Consider the following 16,431-nt stretch of genomic DNA (forward strand, 5'->3'; position numbering starts at 1 on the left):
CAGGGGGGGCACGTGGAGGCGGGGGGTGGCCCCGCGTTGTTTGTGGCCCCACCCCCCCCCCCCCCCCCTCGACTCTACGGCAGCAGGCTATCGGCCGGCTGACTGCCTGGCGCTGTCGCGCTGGGCCAGATCCTTGCCCAGGTAGTAGCCGCCGCAGAACAGCACGAAGGCGGCGATGAGGCTCCACAGGATGATCCTGAGGGGGCTTCGTGATGTCGGCTTGCTGTCCTGCATGCGGGTTCTCCCAAGGCGGCGGTGCCGCCGCCCACCCAGCTTGCGCTGCAGTGTCCGGGTACGCAAGCGGGCGGTGCGCACACGCCAATGCGCGGCGCCGGATTGATTCTGCTCAAGGCACGGCCTGCACATCCGGTGTGCAATGGTGTCGTTCCCATCTGGCAGATCGCTACGGAGCCTCACCATGTACAAGCGCATCCTGATTGCCACCGACGGATCCGAGCTGGCCGACAAGGGCCTGGCCAAGGGCCTGGAGCTGGCCAAGGACCTCAACGCCGAGGTCGATATCGTGACTGTCTCCGAGCCGTGGGCCGTCGGCATGTACGACGCCATGGGCTGGAGCGTGGGTTACATGAACAGCCCTGAATACAAGGCCGACCGCGAGGAAGGTGCGCAGAAGGTGCTGCAGCCGGCGCTGGCCAAGGCCGCCGAGCAGGGCATTACCGCCAACCCGGTGCACGTGCTGGACCGCTATGCGGCTGACGGCATCATCGAGACCGCCGGCGAGCGCAACAGCGACCTGATCGTGATGACCTCGCATGGCCGCCGTGGCGTGACCCGTGTGCTGCTGGGCAGCCAGACCGCCGAAGTGCTGGCACGCAGCACGCTGCCGGTGCTGGTCATCCGCTGATACAAGCGTTCCCGGGGAGGGGACCCGACGCCGGCCGCAGGATGCGCGCCGGCGTCATCTTTTGTGGGGCCGGCAGGGGCCCATCCACGCATGGCGTGGATCTACTGAATCGCAGGGATCCGACCCCGGTCACATCACCAGCTGTACAGCTTCCAGTACACCGGCGACACGCCGTCCTTGTCGTTGTCGAAACGGCCATCGCCGTTCTTGTCGTACATGTAGAACGGGGCACCGCGCGACGGGGTCACCTTGACCATGCGCAGCTGGCCGGACACGCGGTATTCCTCGATGACATCGCCGTTGTCCATGGTGCGCTTGGACACATCCGCGCCCTTGACGTCCACCGGGGGAGCGCCCGCGCCACCCATGCTGGCGCAGCCAGCGAGCAGGAGCAGGGAAGCCAGCATCAGGGTCTTCATCGGCGGGGGCCTTTGCCTGGAAAGAGCCTTGATTATGCCCCATCGCCGCGGCTGTGCCGTGTCGTCGCAGTGCAGGCACGGGCGCGTAGAATCGACCCATGAGCAGATTAGTCCTGATCGACGGGTCCAGTTACCTGTACCGCGCGTTCCACGCGCTGCCGCCCCTGTCCAATGCACAGGGCGAACCCACCGGCGCGCTGTTCGGCGTGGTCAACATGCTGCGCTCGACACTGAAGGAGCGCCCGGCCTACGTGGCGTTCGTGGTCGATGCGCCGGGCAAGACCTTCCGCGATGACCTGTATGACCAGTACAAGGCCAACCGCCCGCCGATGCCCGATGAGCTGCGCAGCCAGGTCGAGCCGATGTGCCGCATCGTCGAAGCGCTGGGCATCAGCATCCTGCGCATTCCCGGCGTGGAAGCCGACGATGTGATCGGCACGCTGGCCCTGCAGGGCGTGGCACAGGAACTGAAGGTGACCATCTCCACCGGCGACAAGGACTTTGCCCAGCTGGTGCGCCCGGGCATCGAGCTGGTCAACACCATGACCGGCAGCCGCATGGATTCCGATGCCGCAGTGATGGAGAAGTTCGGCGTGCGCGCCGACCAGATCATCGACCTGCTGGCGCTGATGGGCGACACCGTCGACAACGTGCCGGGCGTGGAGAAATGCGGGCCGAAGACCGCCGCCAAGTGGCTGGCCGAGTACCAGCACCTGGACGGGGTGATGGCCGCCGCGCCAACCATGAAGGGCAAGATCGGCGAGAACCTGCGCGCCGCGCTGGAGCGCCTGCCGCTGAACCGCGAGCTGGTGACCATCCGCACCGACGTAGAGCTGGACGTCAGCCCGACCACGCTGGCCCTGCGCGAGCAGGACGTGCCGGAGCTGACCGAGCTGTATGCGCGCTACGGCTTCACCCAGGCGCTGAAGGAGCTGGGTGCGCCGGTGCCGGCACCGGTGGCCGCCAGCGAGGCGACCCCGAGCCTGCGCGGCACTGCGGCCGGCTTCGCGCGTGGCAGCGCTGAGGCGCCAGCCGCTGGCACGCTGGATCCGGCGTTGGCCGCACCGGGTGAATACGAGACCGTGTTGACCGCCGAGCAGCTGCAGGCCTGGGTCGAGCGCCTGCAGCAGGCCGAGCTGATCAGCTTCGATACCGAAACCGATGCGCTGGACGCGATGCGTGCGCGCCTGGTGGGCATCAGCCTGGCGGTCGAGCCGGGCAAGGCCGCCTATATTCCGGTCGGCCACGATTACCCGGGCGCGCCGGCGCAGCTGCCGATGCAGCAGGTGCTGGACGCACTGCGCCCGGTGCTGCAGGACCCGGCGAAGAAGAAGCTGGGCCAGCATGGCAAGTACGACCTGCATGTGCTGCGCCGCCACGGCGTGGAGGTGCAGGGCTACCACGACGACACCATGCTCGAGAGCTTCGTGCTCAATTCCACCGCCACCCGCCACGACATGGATTCACTGGCCCTGCGTTACCTGGGCTACAACACCATCAAGTTCGAGGACGTGGCCGGCAAGGGCGCCAAGCAGATTCCGTTCTCGCAGGTGGGCATCGACGAAGCCAGCCGCTATGCGGCCGAGGACGCCGACGTCACCCTGCGCCTGCACCACGCGCTGCAGCCGCAGCTGCTGGCCGAGCCGGCGCTGGACAGCGTGTACCGCGACATCGAGATGCCGCTGGTGCCGGTGCTGACCCGCATCGAAGCCAATGGCGTGCGGATCGACACCGACGAACTGCGCCGGCAGAGCCAGGACCTGTCCTCGCGCATGCTGGCCGCGCAGCAGAAGGCCACCGAGCTGGCCGGCCGCAGCTTCAACCTGGATTCGCCCAAGCAGCTGCAGGCGGTGCTGTTCGATGAGCTGAAGCTGCCGGCGGTGGTGAAGACCCCGAAGGGTCAGCCCAGCACCAATGAAGAGGCGCTGGAGGCGATCGCCGACCAGCACGAGCTGCCGCGAGTGATCCTGGACTACCGGGGCCTGGCCAAGCTGCGCAGCACCTACACCGACAAGCTGCCGGAGATGGTCAACCCGGACACCGGCCGGGTGCATACCAGCTACCACCAGTCCGGTGCCGCCACCGGCCGCCTGTCCTCGTCAGACCCGAACCTGCAGAACATCCCGATCCGCACCGAGGATGGCCGCCGCATCCGCCGTGCGTTCATCGCCCCGGAGGGCTTCCAGCTGCTGGCGGCCGACTATTCGCAGATCGAGCTGCGGATCATGGCCCACCTGTCCGAGGACCCGGGCCTGGTGCGTGCCTTCGAGCAGGGCGCCGACGTGCACCGCGCCACTGCCGCCGAGGTGTTCGGGCGCACGCTGGAGGAAGTGACCCCGAACGAGCGCCGCGCGGCCAAGGCCATCAACTTCGGCCTGATGTACGGCATGAGCGCCTTCGGCCTGGCGCGCAACCTGGGCATCGACCGTGGCCAGGCGCAGGACTACGTGGCGCTGTACTTCAGCCGCTACCCGGGCGTGCGTGATTTCATGGAGCGGATGCGCCAGCAGGCCCGCGACCAGGGCTATGTGGAAACCCTGTTCGGCCGCCGCCTGTACCTGAACGACATTCATGCACGTAACCAGGGCCTGCGCGCCGGTGCCGAGCGCGCCGCGATCAACGCGCCGATGCAGGGCACCGCCGCCGACATCATCAAGCGTGCGATGGTGGACGTGGACCAGTGGCTGCGTGACAGCGGCGCGCCGGCACGGATGATCCTGCAGGTGCACGATGAACTGGTGTTCGAAACCGAAAGCAGTTTCGTCGAGGAGTTGCGTTTGCAGGTGGTCGAGCGCATGTCGCAAGCGGCCAAACTGCGGGTGCCGCTGGTGGTCGATACCGGCATCGGCAACAACTGGGACGAAGCACACTGAGGGTGTTTCAGGCCGAAAACGACGTGAATTCGTTCATTCGTCAGAGGTTTCTGACTCAATCATGAATGTTGCCCTGATGGAGGTTCATTAAATTGGGCCCCTTCACGAACCGTTAGTGTTCGGAGTGCTTCTATAACTCTCAACAGGCGCAACGCCTGTTGTGGATCTCTCCCATCCCCTGGAGCAGATCTCGGAACGGGGACTCCTCCCCAAGTGCCCGTTCCCCGGCCCCGTTGACCTCCCCCTGGTCAGCGGGGCTTTTTATTTGTGCCGTTGCCAGACGCCATGGCCTGCGCCACGCTGGGCCACCGCTCCGCAGGGGAAGACAATGCCCGACCTGTTCGCACTGGCCATGCCGTGGTGGGAGTTCATCCTGCGCGCGGTGGTGGTGTATGTCGTGGTGCTCGGCATGGTCCGGCTCGGTGGCAAGCGGGCTCTGGGACAGATCACGCCCTTCGACGTGCTGCTGATCGTGTTGCTGGGCAACGCGGTACAGAACGCGCTGCTGGGCACGGACACCTCGCTGGGCGGAGGCCTGCTGCTGGCGGCCACCCTGATCGTGCTGAATTACGGGGTGGGCTGGCTGACCACCCGGAATCGCCGCATGGAGCGGATGATCGAAGGAGAGCCCACCGTGATCGCGCGTGATGGCCGGCTGCTGGAGGGTGTTCTCCGCCGCGAACTGATCAGCCCGGCCGATTTCGACGCCGCGCTGCGCCAGCAGGGCGGGCTGAGGATCGAAGACGTGCAGGTCGCGCTGCTGGAGACGACCGGGCACATCACGATCATCGCGCGGAAGCACAGCTGATCTTGTAGCGCCGGGCCCAGGCTCGGCCGCCCTTCACCGCCTACGCGTGCCCACCAGGCCCTTGCCCAGCGCGACGACATCCATCAGAGCCAGTCGCGCGGCACCAGGTAATCGGCCAGGCGTGCCTCGGCGCTACCCGCTTCCGGGGTGAAGCCGTACTCCCAGCGCACCCGCGGCGGCAGGCTCATCAGGATGCTTTCGCTGCGGCCACCACTCTGCAGGCCAAACAGCGTGCCGCGGTCGTAGACCAGGTTGAATTCCACATAGCGGCCGCGTCGGTACAGCTGGAACTCGCGCTCGCGCTCGCCGTAGGCGGTGTCCTTGCGCTGCTGCACGATCGGCAGGTAGGCATCAAGGAAGCCATCGCCGACCGCGCGCAGATAGTCGAAATCGCGCTCGAAGTCGCCGTGCAGGTCGTCGAAGAACAGGCCGCCGACGCCGCGCGTTTCATTGCGGTGGCGCAGGAAGAAGTACTCGTCGCACCAGCGCTTGTGCGCGGCATAGCGTTCTTCGCCGAACGGGGCGCACAGGTCGCGCGCGACCCGGTGCCAGTGCTGCACGTCCTCGTCGAACGGATAGAACGGGGTCAGGTCGAAGCCACCGCCGAACCAGCTGGCCACCACTTCGCCGTCGCGCTGCGCCTGGAAGAAGCGCACGTTGGCATGCGTGGTCGGCACGTAGGGGTTGAGCGGGTGGAACACCAGCGACACGCCAGTGGCACGCCAGGAGGCGCCAGCCAGTTCCGGACGGTTGGCCGAGGCCGATGGCGGCAGGCGGCTGCCGGCCACGTCGGAGAAGCCGATGCCGGCCTGCTCGAACACCGCACCGTCGCGCAGCACGCGGGTACGCCCGCCACCGCCCTCGGCACGCTGCCACAGGTCTTCCTGGAAGCGGGCCTGGCCATCGACGGCCTCGATCGCCGCACAGATGCGGTCCTGCAGGTCGGTGAGATAGGCGCGCACGCGCTCGAATTCGTTCATGGCGCGTACTTTACCGCAGGGCCCGCTCGAAGCTGCGGGCAGGCCCTGGCCGGCTCAGCGCTTGCGGTTGGAGTTGCGCGGCGCCGGAGCGTCGTCCACGGCCGCCTCGTCAACCGCCTTCTGCAGAGCACCACCCAGCGTGATCAGCTCCCAGTTCTGGGTGCCGAGCACGTCGCAGGCCACATGCAGGCCGCTGCGGTCGGCCTTGCACAGCTGCTCCAGGGTTGCCCGTGCGTCCAGTTCCGCGCCGTTGCCCTGCGCGGTCACCAGGTTCTCGCACCCTTCGCGCACGCCGGCGCGGCAGACCGTGGTGTAGTGCCCGGCAGCCTGCAGCCAGTCGCCGGACAGCGCAAGGCGGTTGCCGAGAATGTTGCAGCCCTGCAGCTTGCCCTGCGCGCAGCAGGCTTCGGCACCGCCCTCGTTGACCAGCGCCAGCGGGCAATCCTGCGGCAGTGGCAGCACCTTGAACTGCTTCGGTGCACTGCACCGGGTCGGGCTCTCGCCGGTGGGGACGAACACCTGGAAGCGGGTCCAGTTATCCAGGCCCAGCAACTGGCCGCCGGGCAGCGGGCGCAGCACGAAGTCGCCGTCCCGGTCGTGGTGGATGCGGATGTCGCCCGCTTCGACGCGTGCGCGAAGATGGCTGCTCCAGCCCACACCGACCAGGCCGGCATCGCCGAAGTCCAGCGTGTCCATCAGGCCGCCGTCGGACCGGTAATTGCCGCAGGGCAGGACCGTTGCCGGTTGCGGCTGCAACGATGCGCCCACCGCCTGCAACGCCGGCAGGCGCTCGCAGGTGGCGGTGTCATTGCCGGGGGTGCAGGCCGCAGCCAGGGCCTGCACCGCCTGCTGGGGATCTCCCGCGTCCCAGGACAGCTCAGCCACGCGGGTGCAGAAGCCGCCGTGCGGTACCTCGCGGCACAACCGCAACAACTGTTGCCGCCGCTCAGCTGGAATGATCACCGGCACGGTCGGTGCCGTCATCGTCACCATGGCTTCGGTCATGGCGGCCGTCATCGCGGCCTTGACCAGCTGCTCCTGCACTGCCGGGTCGGCCTCGAGTGCGGCGGCACACGCCGGGGTTCCCTGTTCGAAGCCACCGTTGTCACAGGCGGCGGGTAGTTTGATGCCGGACAGGGCGGCGTCGAGCGCTGCCTTTGCCAGGGCGGGATCGGCCTCGACCGTGGGTTTGGCCTCCTCGTGCCAACGATCGGCCAGTTGCAGGCACATGCCGGGCACGCCTTCCCGGCACCCTGCTTCCAGCGCGGCCGGGGTCGCTTCGCGACGGTTGTCCAGGCACGCCGCCGCATCAGCCAGGCAGCTGCCTGCAGCCGGCGTGGCGGCTGCGGCGCACTGTGCGGGCGCCTGCAGGAGGTAGACCGTGCCATCCACCTCGACCGTGCGGCCACGATCGCGCACCTGCAGCGCGCTGGGCAGGCCGTACTCCAGGTTCACCAGCTGCAGCTTTCCGTCGATCTGCTGGAACGCGACCGGAGACGGCGCACTGCCGAAGTGCTTCTGCTCGCCGCGGTTCGGTGAGCTGATGCGCAGCGTGCCGCTGCCTTCGTCGGCCTTGAACAGGCCGCATTGTGGTGACTGTGCGGCGGCCATCGGCGCGGCCAGCAGCAGGGCCCAGGCCAGCCAGCGGCGGCGCGGTGCGGGTGAATGCATGTCGTCTCCTTGACGATCGAACGGGAAGCTCCTGGCGCTACGGCGAACCCTGGCCCTCGCGCGGGGGCGTGCATTGTGCCGTGCCGGGCAGTGGCCGGTAACGCTGGTAGGCCGTCTGGTTGTCCATGCCGAGCAGGTCGCCGTTGCCGAGCTGGCGCAGCACAAGGGTTTCGCCGTTCTGCTGCAGGTGGATGGCGCCGTTCTGCAGGCGGGCCCGGGTGCCATCGCCGAAGTCGAGCCTGTCGATCACGCCTCCATCGGCCTGATAGCGGCCGCAGGGCACCTGCTGGGCCGGGACGAGGCGCAGGTCGGCGCCGGGACCGCGCAGCGGTGCAATGCGTTCGCAGGCGCTGGTGCGGCCGGCATCGCAGACTACCTGCAGCGCCTGCACCGCCAATGCGGGCTCCAGCGCGATCAGTTGCTGTGCGGCTACTTCGACGCAGAAGCGCCCACTGCGGTGCTGCAGGCACAACTGCTGCAGGCGATCGCGTGCAGCGGCCGGAAGCGGTGAATCCGGCATGTCTTCGTCTTCCTGTTGCAGGCGTTCACCGACCTTCTGTATGGCGGCGGCCAGCGCATCGCCGGTCAGCGTCTCGCAGGCCTGCGGGTCATGGCCGGGCGTGTGTTCGCGGCAGATGGGCGGGCGTTCGAAGCGCGCGGGGCTGGTGTCATCGCTGCCGACTACAGGTGTTCCATCGCGAAGCTGGCGCAGCAGCGCCGAGCAGCCCGCGCCAACGCCTTCGCTGCACGCACGCTGGGCCTGGCCGGGTGAGGCCGTGGGCAGCCGTGCAACGCAGTGGCTGCCGGCGACGCGGCAGCTGCCGTCCATCGCGCTGGGCTCACTGGCGCAGGTGCGGGACTGGCGCAGGGTGTAGAGCACCACCCCGTCGTGCTCGATGCGCTGCCCATCGGCACTGATCCGGACCGGCAGCGCCACGCCATCGTCGAGCATGACCAGGCGGGCCTGCGCCGCACTGCGATCGACCCACAGCGGCTCCGGCTCGCTGCCGTCGTCGTGGCGGTAGCCGGTGCTGGGTGATGTGAATATCAGCGCCATGCCACCGTCGGTGCTGCGGTATTCGCCACAGCGCAGCGCATCGGCGGCGGCAGGCAGCGCGGCGAACAGCAGCAGCGCGGTGAGAAGGGTCAGCAAGCGCATGCGACGGTCCTTGTCGTGCGGGAAAAGGGGTGTGGCTCAGTGGAAGCGCGAGCGGATGTCTGGTCGCAGCAGGCGCCAGGCCAGCCAACCCTGCAGGCCGAGGAGTACGAACGACATGGCCACCATGGTCAGCGTGATCAACCAGCGTTTCAGATGGAGTTCCTGTTGCAGGACGGCGTCGTCGGAGAGAAACGGGATGACGTCGCGCATGAACACGTCCAGCCACCCGGCGATCGCAAAGTTGGTCAATGCACTCATCAGCAGGATCGCCACAAAGCTCCACAGGCCCCAGCTGCGCTCGCGTAGCAGTCCCCAGCTGGCCAGCGTCGAGGCAAGGCACAGCAGTGCGACGATCATCGACGCGGCCACCGGATGCGCCAGAAGCCAGATCAGGCTGTGCAGGTGCTGGAGTTGTACTTCCCTCTCAACCAGGTGCCAGATCGGAAGGTTGTGCAGCGGCCACAGCAGCAGTCCCTGCATCACGAAGTAGACCGTGAGCAGCAGTGACAGCCAGAACGAGGCGTGTGCGATCGGGCGCACCCAAGCGTGATAGGTCGGTTGGACCAGCGAAGGAATCGGCGGGATCGACATTGACATCCGGTGTCCTTGCAATCGGTGCCCGCGCGCTCAGCGGGCCGTCACCCGGGTGGCGACGGCCGGCAGGATATGGTGTTCGCTCAGCGGTGCCAAGGGCAGGCCGTGCGGTGGCTGCAGCGGCACCCAGGCCAGTTCGGCGATCTCCGCGCGTGCCTGTGGCATGCCGTCCACCTGCACCCACCAGGCCTGGGCCTGCACGCGGTGGCCAGGCTCGTTCACCGCCCAGTCCTGGAACGTGCCCAGCGCGATGGAGGCATCGGTGCACAGCTGCACGCCGAGTTCCTCGTCCAGCTCGCGGGCCAGCGCCTGCAGCGGTGCTTCGCCGGCTTCGGGTTTGCCGCCCGGCTGGATGAAACGGTCAGCGCCGTGCTTGCGCACCACCAGCGCCCGGCCGCGGTCATCCAGGATGACCGCGGCCACGATGTGGATCGTGGCCGCGGCGTTGCTCACTTCAGGTTCTGCTCGAACAGCTTGAGGATGCGCTTGTACTGGTCCAGCCAGGAATCGGCGCGGACGTAGCCGTGGCGCTCCAGCGGGTACGGAGCGATCGACCAGTTGTCCTTGTGCAGTTCGATCAGGCGCTGGGTCAGGTTCACCGAGTCCTGGAAGAACACGTTGTCATCCATCATGCCGTGGGCAATCAGCAGGTTGTCCTGCAGGTTCTGCGCGTACTCGATCGGCGAGGACACGCGGTACGCCTCCGGATCGATGTCCGGGGTGTTGAGGATGTTGCTGGTGTAGCCGTGGTTGTACTGGTGCCAGTCGACCACCGGGCGCAGCGCGGCGCCGGCCTTGAACGTGCCCGGCGAGCGGAACAGCGCCATGAAGGTCATGAAGCCGCCGTAGGAACCGCCGTAGATGCCGGCATGGTCACGGTCACCCTGCTGGGTGTCGACCAGCCAGTCCAGGCCATCCTTGTAATCTTCCAGTTCCGGGTGGCCCATGTTGCGGTAGATCGCCGTACGCCAGTCGCGGCCGTAGCCCTCGCTGCCGCGGTAATCCATGTCCAGCACGATGTAGCCCTTCTGCACCAGCAGGTTGTGGAACATCTGCTCGCGGAAGTAGGCCGGGTAGCGCTGGTGCACGTTCTGCAGGTAGCCGGCGCCGTGCACGAACATCACGATCGGGTACTTCTTCCCCGGTTCCTTGTTTTCCGGTTCGTAGTACTTGGCCCATACCACGCCGGCGCCATGCTTGGACGGCACTGCCACCAGCTTCGGCTGGATCCACTGGCGCGCCTTGTAGTCGGCGGTGCGGGTGTCGGTCCGCACGCGGGCCTGGCCACCGGTGCTTGGCAGCACGGCCAGCTGCGGCGGCAGGTAGGCGCCGGAGTAGCGCACCAGCAGCTGCTGGCCGTCCGGCGACAACGAGAAGTCTTCCACGCCGTTGAGGCTGGTCAGCTCGCGCACCTGGCGGCTGCCGGTGTCGACCGCGCAGACTTCGTAGTCATGCGGTGCCTGCTGGTTGCACAGGAAGTAGAAGCCCTTGCCATCGGCCGACGGCACCGGTGCCGAGGTTTCCCACTTGCCGCTGGTCAGCGCCTGCGGCTTGGCGGTGCCGGCCTGGGTGTACAGGTGCGAGAAGCCCGATTCCTCCGACAACAGCCACAACGTGCGGCCATCGGCCATCCAGCCGAAATCATTGAAGCCCCAGTTGATCCAGCCGTTGTCGGTCAGGCGATGGCGGTTCTGCACGCGGCCATCGGCAGCGTTGACGCTGATGATCCAGCGGTCCTTGTTGTCGTTGGCACGCAGCATCACCGCGGCCTGCTGGCCATCGGGGCTCCAGCGGATGCCACCGCCCATGAAGTCGCTCATCACCTGCAGGCTGCGCTCGCCCTTCAGCGCGTCCTTGCCGGCCTTGCGGCGCAGCTCGGCCAGCGGATCGGTGCTGATGCCAGGCAGGCTGGACAGCGAGACCTTCTCGGCCTTGCCGGTGCGCACGTCCACATACCACAGGGTGTGCGGTTCGAAGCCGTTGCGGCCGACGCGGGTGCGGGTGTCTTCGGTTTCCTCGTACCCCGACTCGGTCACGTACAGCGGCATCTTGCCGCCACGGCCGTCGTCGAAGTCCTTCGGCTTGGTCACCACGATCAGGTGGGTCAGGTCCGGCGACAGCACGCTGTCGGCGATCTCCACGTCGGTGCCCAGGTACACCGGGCCCGGTGCGCGGGTCGGGTCGGCCTGGCGCCAGCGCTGGTCCTGGTCCTTCAGTGCTTCGCGCTGGTCGCGGTCGCGGCGCAGGGTTTCCAGCGTGCGCAGCTGCTGGTCGCGCAGCACGTCGGCCTTCGGCGGCGTGCGCGGATCCTTCTCGGCCTTCAGGCTGGCCACCTGCTGCACACCGCTGGCGGCGGTCCAGTGGAACCAGTTCTGGCCAACGCGCCAGATCACGCCATTGTCGGCAGCAAAGTTCACGTTGCCCGCGCGCTCGTTGCTGCGGGTCAGCTGGGTCAGCGCGCCGCTGCGCAGGTCGCGCACGAACACGTCGCCATTGCGGACGAAGGCGCTGCGGCTGCGGCTGCGGTCGTAGACCGGCTCGGCCACGTCCAGGGTGCCGCGCTGGTCATCGGCCACCTGTGCGGCCACGCCACCCGCCACCGGCTGGCGGAAGGTATCGCGCACCGGGCTGCCGCTGCGCTTGAGCTGGTATTCCACCTGCTGGCTGTTCCACGACCACCAGGCCTTCTCGACCGGCGGACCGATCCAGTCCGGGTCGGCCATGGCCTGTTCGATGGTGATCGGCGTCGGCGCGGCATGCGCAGCCGGTGCGGCCAGCACGGCCGACAGCAGGAGGGACAGGGGCAGCACTCGGGACATGGGCGGACGGCACCAGAAGAGGAAACCGGCCAAGCGTAGCAGCCGCAAGGGCCCGGGGCAGGGGCCACAGGTCATGGCGGCGGGATTGGCAAAGTGGTGCAACCGGTGGCCGGGGTTGCGCATCCATTCTTCTGAACCCGCATCATCCACCGAACAGGAGCCCGACCATGCAGGAACTGATCCCGATCACCCTCTTCATCTGCATCGCCTACGCGATCCACGCCATTGCCGATGCCCGCGCCCGCAGCAAGCTGGTGGCCCCGCACGTGCCGGAGGAAGTGATCCGCTCGCTGGCCGTGCTGGAAGAAGAGCGCCGCCGCCAGGGCGCGCTGCGCTGGGGCATCAGCCTGGTCTGCCTGGCCCTGGCCATGGCCCTGCTGGAAGCCATCGGTGCCCGTGACCTGACCTTCGGCGCCGCCGCCGCGCTGGTCGGCAGTGCTGGCCTGGGCCAGCTGCTGGCCTGGCACTTCACCCGTCCTGCCGCACGCAAGGGCTGAGCCGGCCCATGCCACGGGCACAGGGGGCGCCGCGCAGATGAGCCTGCTCGGCGAAGCACTGTCGGCACTGCGGGGCCGTCGTCGCCACGAAGCAGCGGCGATGGCGGCACCCGCCGCACCGCTGGATGCGGACCAGGCCCTGGTGCGGGCCATCATCGACGGCTCGCAGGCGGCGTTTTCGCAACTGGTCGAGACCCACCAGCGCACCTGCGCGCATGTGATCGGACGCATGGTCGGCGACCGCGACCAGGTCGCCGACCTGCTGCAGGAGACCTTCCTGGCCGTGTTCCGCCAGCTGCACCGGTTCCGCTTTGAATCCTCGCTGCGCACCTGGGTATCCCGGGTGGCCTACACCACCGCGCTGCAGCACCTGCGCCGGCGGCGGCTGGAGGCGCAATGGATGGTGGCGGTGGAAGTGCCCGAGGAACTGGGCGTTGGCGATGAAGGTCCGGGGCCGGCTGAACTGAGCGAGACCCTGCAGGCAGGGCGCCAGCTCGGCACAGCGCTGGAACGGTTGAGTGCACCGCAGCGCCTGATCGTCGGCCTGCATTACCTGGAGGATTTCGATCTGGCCGAGATCGAACAGGTGACGGGGCTGGCGCGCGGTACCATCAAGAGCCACCTGCACCGCGCGCGCCAGGTCCTGAAGCAGGAACTGACGCGGCATGCCGCCGCCGGAGAACTGCTGTGAGCCCATCGACCGACCCTCGCGATGCGGAAGAACGCGCGCTGGCGCAGGCGTTGCGTGAGCAGACGCAGCAGGAAGAAACGCCGGATGTGAGCGAGGCGCTGCAGAAGCGCATTGCCGCTGAATCGCGCGACAGTGGCGTGGGTTATGTGGTGGTGCAGGTGGTGTTGTTGGGGGCGTTGGTGGCGGCGGCTGTGTGGTATTTCTGGGTCTAGAAAAACACTGACGCCTGCACCTGATTCTGGACGCTTTTTCCTCCAACACCTGATCAGATGGCCAAGCATCGGGCGTTGTCTGCAAATCGATAGTTAGTCTTCTGCGTCAGATTCCGTCACCTCGGTCTCGTCGTCGGTGGCGATGGCTCTATCCAGGACCTACGAGCTGCGTGTGTTTCCTGAGGAAAGTTGCAAATCCCAGGTCTCTACTTGAGGCGCAGTTTCACAATCAGAGATTCTCAACCATCAGCTTCCAAAGGCATGGAGTGAGAATCACATGGACAGGTGCGCGAGTAAGCCAATGCCGGATGCAGTTGGATGATGCTCTACTACGTCCAGCTTTCGCTTGCCCGATTCAAGCAGCGAGTCGGCACTCATCTGGCAATCGCTCTCATGCTGGGTGCGGGGGTAGGGATCACCACCGTGATGCTTTCCATTGTTCTCCAGGCATCGTCGGATCCCGCTCCAGGCCGGAGCTCGGCATTGTTCCGCCCCTACCTTGACGCGCGTCCAGATGCACTGCGCAGTGGCTCTCCGGATCCTGGTCAGTCACTGACCTGGCCAGACGCGAAGGTGCTTCTGAACCAAGGCCGGACGTGGAAGCAGGCAGCAATGGCAGGGGGCGCGGTGACGCTCTCCCGGCCGGGAGAGCCCAGTGCAAGATTGCGCGCCAGGTTCGCCACGTCCGAAGTCTTCAGTGTCCTCGGCATTGCCGTTGTTCAAGGGCGCGCATGGACCGCCGAGGAGGGGCATGCTGCGAGTCGAATCGTGGTTCTGTCGCGTGCGCTCGCAGAGCGCGAGTGTGCACAGGACTGCGTTGGTCATCGGTTGGAACTGGGCAGACGCACCTATACCGTGGTGGGTGTCGCGGAGGATTGGCATCCGGTGCCTATGTTTCAGGGAGACCTCACACGCAGACCGTTTGTGGAGCCTGACGAGATCTACCTGCCGCTTGAAACCGCAATCGCAGACAAGCTGACCGTTGTGGACGGGACGGCGATCTGGGGTGGTGACCAGGACACGGATCCTGCAGGGGCCAATGTTTCCTGGCTTCAATTGTGGGCGTGGCTGCCCACCGCAGATGATGTCGCCGCTTACCGCGCGAATCTGAACGCCTATGCGCAGGATAAGGGGCTTCGGATCGAGCCAGGCGCCCAGCAGGTGGCACTCTGGCCGTTGATGGATTGGCTGGACAGGCTGGGATTGGTTCCGGAGCAGGCCAGGATGCAGCTTCGGTTGTCGCTGATCCTTCTCGGCGTGTGCATCGTCAACGCGGCGGCGCTGCTGAGCTTCAGTCTGGGGCGCCGTCGGCGGGAGCTCGCGATTCGACGTGCACTGGGAGCGCGACGCCGAGACGTGTTCATCCAGCTCATGTGGGAATCCATCGCGGCGGGCGTCGCAAGCAGTGCGCTCGCTGTCGTCACCTATACGCTGGGAATCCGGGTGGTTGCTGCGGGAGACGTTCTGCCCAGCGCGATAACAGCGATGCATGCCGGAGCAATGCTGATGGCGGCTGGTCTGGGAGTCGTCACGACGTTGCTCTGTTCATTTGTCCCATCGTTTGAAATCTGCAGGGTCAGCTCACTGTCGAGTGCCTTCGCGAAGGGGGCTGCCTGAAATGTTCGAATCAATGAGGGAGACTCGACGACATCTGGGAAGCGCCGCACTGCTTGCAGTGCAGGCTGCGCTTGCAAGCCTGGCATGTGCGTTCGCACTGCAATCTGTGCTGGACAGCTTCGCCAGATTGAACACCCGCAGCATCCGGGACGCAGTATCGATTGGTGTGGTCAGGGTCTCGGATGTCGAAGAAGGCGCTGATGCTGCAGTGCTGCGGGCAGACCTGTCCGCGATCCGGCTGCCCGGTGTTCAGGACACGGTTGTGAGCGACGCTGTTCCGTTCGGGGGAAGAGCCCATCGATACGGCGTGTGCACCAGCGAGTCGGCCATGGCGTACTCGATGAACGCGGGTACGACAGACGTTGCTGGATGTGATCGCATTCCCGTGGCAACTGCCAGCTCTGGCTTGCTGGCGATGCTGGGCGCGGGAATCGTCCTGGGACGGGATGCCACAGAGGACGACATGGCTGAAGGTGCTCCGGTAGTGCTGATCAGTGAAGCGCTGGCTGCCCGTCTGTTCGGAACGGAGAGTGCTGTTGGCCGCCACCTGTATTTCGGCCCCGGCAGCAGCCGGGTCATCGTGGGCGTATTTGCGTCTGTTGCTGGACCGGCACCAGGAGGCAATGAGCGGGACTCGCAGTGGGCGCTGCTTCCTGGCCTTCCCACGGGCGCCAGTCGCTATTATCTGGCGAAGTGGAAGTCGGACGTTGATCGTTCATCGCTTGATCGCACTGTCGATGCGCTGCAGCGGCCCTATCGGATCGTGAATTCGACCGGTGTCGAGACGCTGGCGGGATATCGCGACGCCTACGTCAAAGCTGATCGCTTCGCTACGACCGTGCTCGCGGTCATGACGGCCATCGTTCTCGGTGTGCTGATGGCCGGAGTTTCCGGGGTCGTTGGCGCCTGGCTTGATCGGCGCCGGCACTCCATTGGGGTTCGACGGACACTGGGTGCTCGCGGCTCAGTGATCTTTGCCGAAATCATGTCCGAAGTTTCACTGTTCACCACACTGGGCGCCCTGCTCGGCGCGTTGTCGTTGCAGTGGATAGGGCCGCCACAGGATGGCATCACAGGTTCACTGTGGTTCTCGATATCGAGCGCTGTCGTGCTGGTGATGGCGGCCTGCTTGACTGCATTGGTACCCCGGGCCCGGCGAATCGCCAAGGAGCCGCCCTTGACCCTGCTGAAGCCCCTGTAGCCCGTTCATCCTGTCATCCAGCTTC

At 66.7% G+C, this 16,431-nt stretch carries 16 protein-coding genes; 8 read left to right on the top strand and 8 right to left on the bottom strand.

What is annotated here, in order from left to right; translation table 11 throughout:
• Nucleotides 1–87: 87 nt before the first annotated feature.
• Nucleotides 88–234, bottom strand: coding sequence for a hypothetical protein (locus V3B25_RS15615; RefSeq protein WP_193391270.1), 147 nt, complete (start codon nucleotides 232–234; stop codon nucleotides 88–90).
• A 184-nt stretch (nucleotides 235–418) separates the two neighbouring features.
• Between V3B25_RS15615 and V3B25_RS15620 the strand changes: the two genes are divergently transcribed.
• Entirely contained in the window at nucleotides 419–865 is a 447-nt protein-coding gene (locus tag V3B25_RS15620) for a universal stress protein (protein ID WP_005411629.1), read from the top strand.
• A 134-nt stretch (nucleotides 866–999) separates the two neighbouring features.
• Here V3B25_RS15620 and V3B25_RS15625 read toward each other — a convergent pair whose 3' ends face one another.
• On the bottom strand, nucleotides 1,000–1,284 hold the full coding sequence (locus V3B25_RS15625; protein ID WP_005411628.1) for a DUF2782 domain-containing protein: 285 nt from the start codon (nucleotides 1,282–1,284) through the stop codon (nucleotides 1,000–1,002).
• Nucleotides 1,285–1,382: 98 nt separating this feature from the next.
• Here V3B25_RS15625 and polA point away from each other — a divergent pair, with 98 nt between their 5' ends.
• A complete protein-coding gene (gene polA, locus V3B25_RS15630; protein WP_329810958.1) occupies nucleotides 1,383–4,157 on the top strand; it encodes a DNA polymerase I in 2,775 nt (924 codons plus the stop codon).
• A 328-nt stretch (nucleotides 4,158–4,485) separates the two neighbouring features.
• Complete coding sequence (locus V3B25_RS15635; RefSeq protein ID WP_049424227.1) at nucleotides 4,486–4,965, top strand: YetF domain-containing protein; 480 nt, start codon at nucleotides 4,486–4,488, stop codon at nucleotides 4,963–4,965.
• 83 nt (nucleotides 4,966–5,048) lie between these two features.
• Here V3B25_RS15635 and hemF read toward each other — a convergent pair whose 3' ends face one another.
• From hemF to V3B25_RS15665, 6 genes are read right to left on the bottom strand one after another with little or no spacing between them, the layout of a single operon-like run.
• On the bottom strand, nucleotides 5,049–5,945 hold the full coding sequence (hemF, locus tag V3B25_RS15640) for an oxygen-dependent coproporphyrinogen oxidase (protein ID WP_049424225.1): 897 nt from the start codon (nucleotides 5,943–5,945) through the stop codon (nucleotides 5,049–5,051).
• A gap of 54 nt (nucleotides 5,946–5,999) precedes the next feature.
• Nucleotides 6,000–7,616 (bottom strand): hypothetical protein, encoded by a 1,617-nt coding sequence (locus tag V3B25_RS15645; RefSeq protein WP_329810959.1) that lies wholly within the window; start codon nucleotides 7,614–7,616, stop codon nucleotides 6,000–6,002.
• 37 nt (nucleotides 7,617–7,653) lie between these two features.
• Entirely contained in the window at nucleotides 7,654–8,775 is a 1,122-nt protein-coding gene (locus V3B25_RS15650; RefSeq protein ID WP_049424222.1) for a hypothetical protein, read from the bottom strand.
• Nucleotides 8,776–8,811: 36 nt separating this feature from the next.
• Complete coding sequence (locus tag V3B25_RS15655) at nucleotides 8,812–9,372, bottom strand: hypothetical protein (protein ID WP_049398641.1); 561 nt, start codon at nucleotides 9,370–9,372, stop codon at nucleotides 8,812–8,814.
• A gap of 30 nt (nucleotides 9,373–9,402) precedes the next feature.
• A complete protein-coding gene (locus V3B25_RS15660; protein ID WP_049424219.1) occupies nucleotides 9,403–9,822 on the bottom strand; it encodes an NUDIX domain-containing protein in 420 nt (139 codons plus the stop codon).
• Entirely contained in the window at nucleotides 9,819–12,188 is a 2,370-nt protein-coding gene (locus V3B25_RS15665; RefSeq protein WP_329810960.1) for a S9 family peptidase, read from the bottom strand. Before V3B25_RS15665 ends, V3B25_RS15660 begins: the two co-directional genes overlap by 4 nt.
• A gap of 167 nt (nucleotides 12,189–12,355) precedes the next feature.
• Here V3B25_RS15665 and V3B25_RS15670 point away from each other — a divergent pair, with 167 nt between their 5' ends.
• The 5 genes from V3B25_RS15670 to V3B25_RS15690 all read left to right on the top strand — a co-directional run bounded on the left by V3B25_RS15670 (nucleotide 12,356) and on the right by V3B25_RS15690 (nucleotide 16,406).
• Nucleotides 12,356–12,685, top strand: a complete 330-nt coding sequence (locus tag V3B25_RS15670) for a hypothetical protein (protein ID WP_005414880.1) — start codon at nucleotides 12,356–12,358, stop codon at nucleotides 12,683–12,685.
• Nucleotides 12,686–12,722: 37 nt separating this feature from the next.
• Complete coding sequence (locus V3B25_RS15675) at nucleotides 12,723–13,376, top strand: sigma-70 family RNA polymerase sigma factor (RefSeq protein WP_049424215.1); 654 nt, start codon at nucleotides 12,723–12,725, stop codon at nucleotides 13,374–13,376.
• Nucleotides 13,373–13,588, top strand: a complete 216-nt coding sequence (locus tag V3B25_RS15680) for a hypothetical protein (RefSeq protein WP_012512479.1) — start codon at nucleotides 13,373–13,375, stop codon at nucleotides 13,586–13,588. The genes V3B25_RS15675 and V3B25_RS15680 overlap by 4 nt, the downstream gene beginning before the upstream one ends.
• A gap of 321 nt (nucleotides 13,589–13,909) precedes the next feature.
• A complete protein-coding gene (locus V3B25_RS15685) occupies nucleotides 13,910–15,205 on the top strand; it encodes an ABC transporter permease (protein ID WP_329810961.1) in 1,296 nt (431 codons plus the stop codon).
• A gap of 1 nt (nucleotide 15,206) precedes the next feature.
• A complete protein-coding gene (locus V3B25_RS15690; RefSeq protein WP_329810962.1) occupies nucleotides 15,207–16,406 on the top strand; it encodes an ABC transporter permease in 1,200 nt (399 codons plus the stop codon).
• The last annotated feature ends 25 nt before the right edge of the window (nucleotides 16,407–16,431 follow it).

Origin of the sequence: Stenotrophomonas sp. SMYL8 (genome assembly GCF_036320065.1) — a bacterium.
Classification (GTDB): Bacteria; Pseudomonadota; Gammaproteobacteria; order Xanthomonadales; family Xanthomonadaceae; genus Stenotrophomonas; species Stenotrophomonas maltophilia_A.

Excerpts from the sequence above, each read along its gene's own strand:
- V3B25_RS15650 (WP_049424222.1), bottom strand. The coding sequence starts at position 8,775 with ATGCGCTTGCTGACCCTTCTCACCGCGCTGCTGCTGTTCGCCGCGCTG.
- hemF (WP_049424225.1), bottom strand. The coding sequence starts at position 5,945 with ATGAACGAATTCGAGCGCGTGCGCGCCTATCTCACCGACCTGCAGGAC.
- V3B25_RS15635 (WP_049424227.1), top strand. The coding sequence starts at position 4,486 with ATGCCCGACCTGTTCGCACTGGCCATGCCGTGGTGGGAGTTCATCCTG.
- polA (WP_329810958.1), top strand. The coding sequence starts at position 1,383 with ATGAGCAGATTAGTCCTGATCGACGGGTCCAGTTACCTGTACCGCGCG.
- V3B25_RS15690 (WP_329810962.1), top strand. The coding sequence starts at position 15,207 with ATGTTCGAATCAATGAGGGAGACTCGACGACATCTGGGAAGCGCCGCA.
- V3B25_RS15645 (WP_329810959.1), bottom strand. The coding sequence starts at position 7,616 with ATGCATTCACCCGCACCGCGCCGCCGCTGGCTGGCCTGGGCCCTGCTG.
- V3B25_RS15675 (WP_049424215.1), top strand. The coding sequence starts at position 12,723 with ATGAGCCTGCTCGGCGAAGCACTGTCGGCACTGCGGGGCCGTCGTCGC.
- V3B25_RS15665 (WP_329810960.1), bottom strand. The coding sequence starts at position 12,188 with ATGTCCCGAGTGCTGCCCCTGTCCCTCCTGCTGTCGGCCGTGCTGGCC.
- V3B25_RS15625 (WP_005411628.1), bottom strand. The coding sequence starts at position 1,284 with ATGAAGACCCTGATGCTGGCTTCCCTGCTCCTGCTCGCTGGCTGCGCC.
- V3B25_RS15615 (WP_193391270.1), bottom strand. The coding sequence starts at position 234 with ATGCAGGACAGCAAGCCGACATCACGAAGCCCCCTCAGGATCATCCTG.
- V3B25_RS15685 (WP_329810961.1), top strand. The coding sequence starts at position 13,910 with ATGCTCTACTACGTCCAGCTTTCGCTTGCCCGATTCAAGCAGCGAGTC.
- V3B25_RS15620 (WP_005411629.1), top strand. The coding sequence starts at position 419 with ATGTACAAGCGCATCCTGATTGCCACCGACGGATCCGAGCTGGCCGAC.
- V3B25_RS15655 (WP_049398641.1), bottom strand. The coding sequence starts at position 9,372 with ATGTCAATGTCGATCCCGCCGATTCCTTCGCTGGTCCAACCGACCTAT.
- V3B25_RS15670 (WP_005414880.1), top strand. The coding sequence starts at position 12,356 with ATGCAGGAACTGATCCCGATCACCCTCTTCATCTGCATCGCCTACGCG.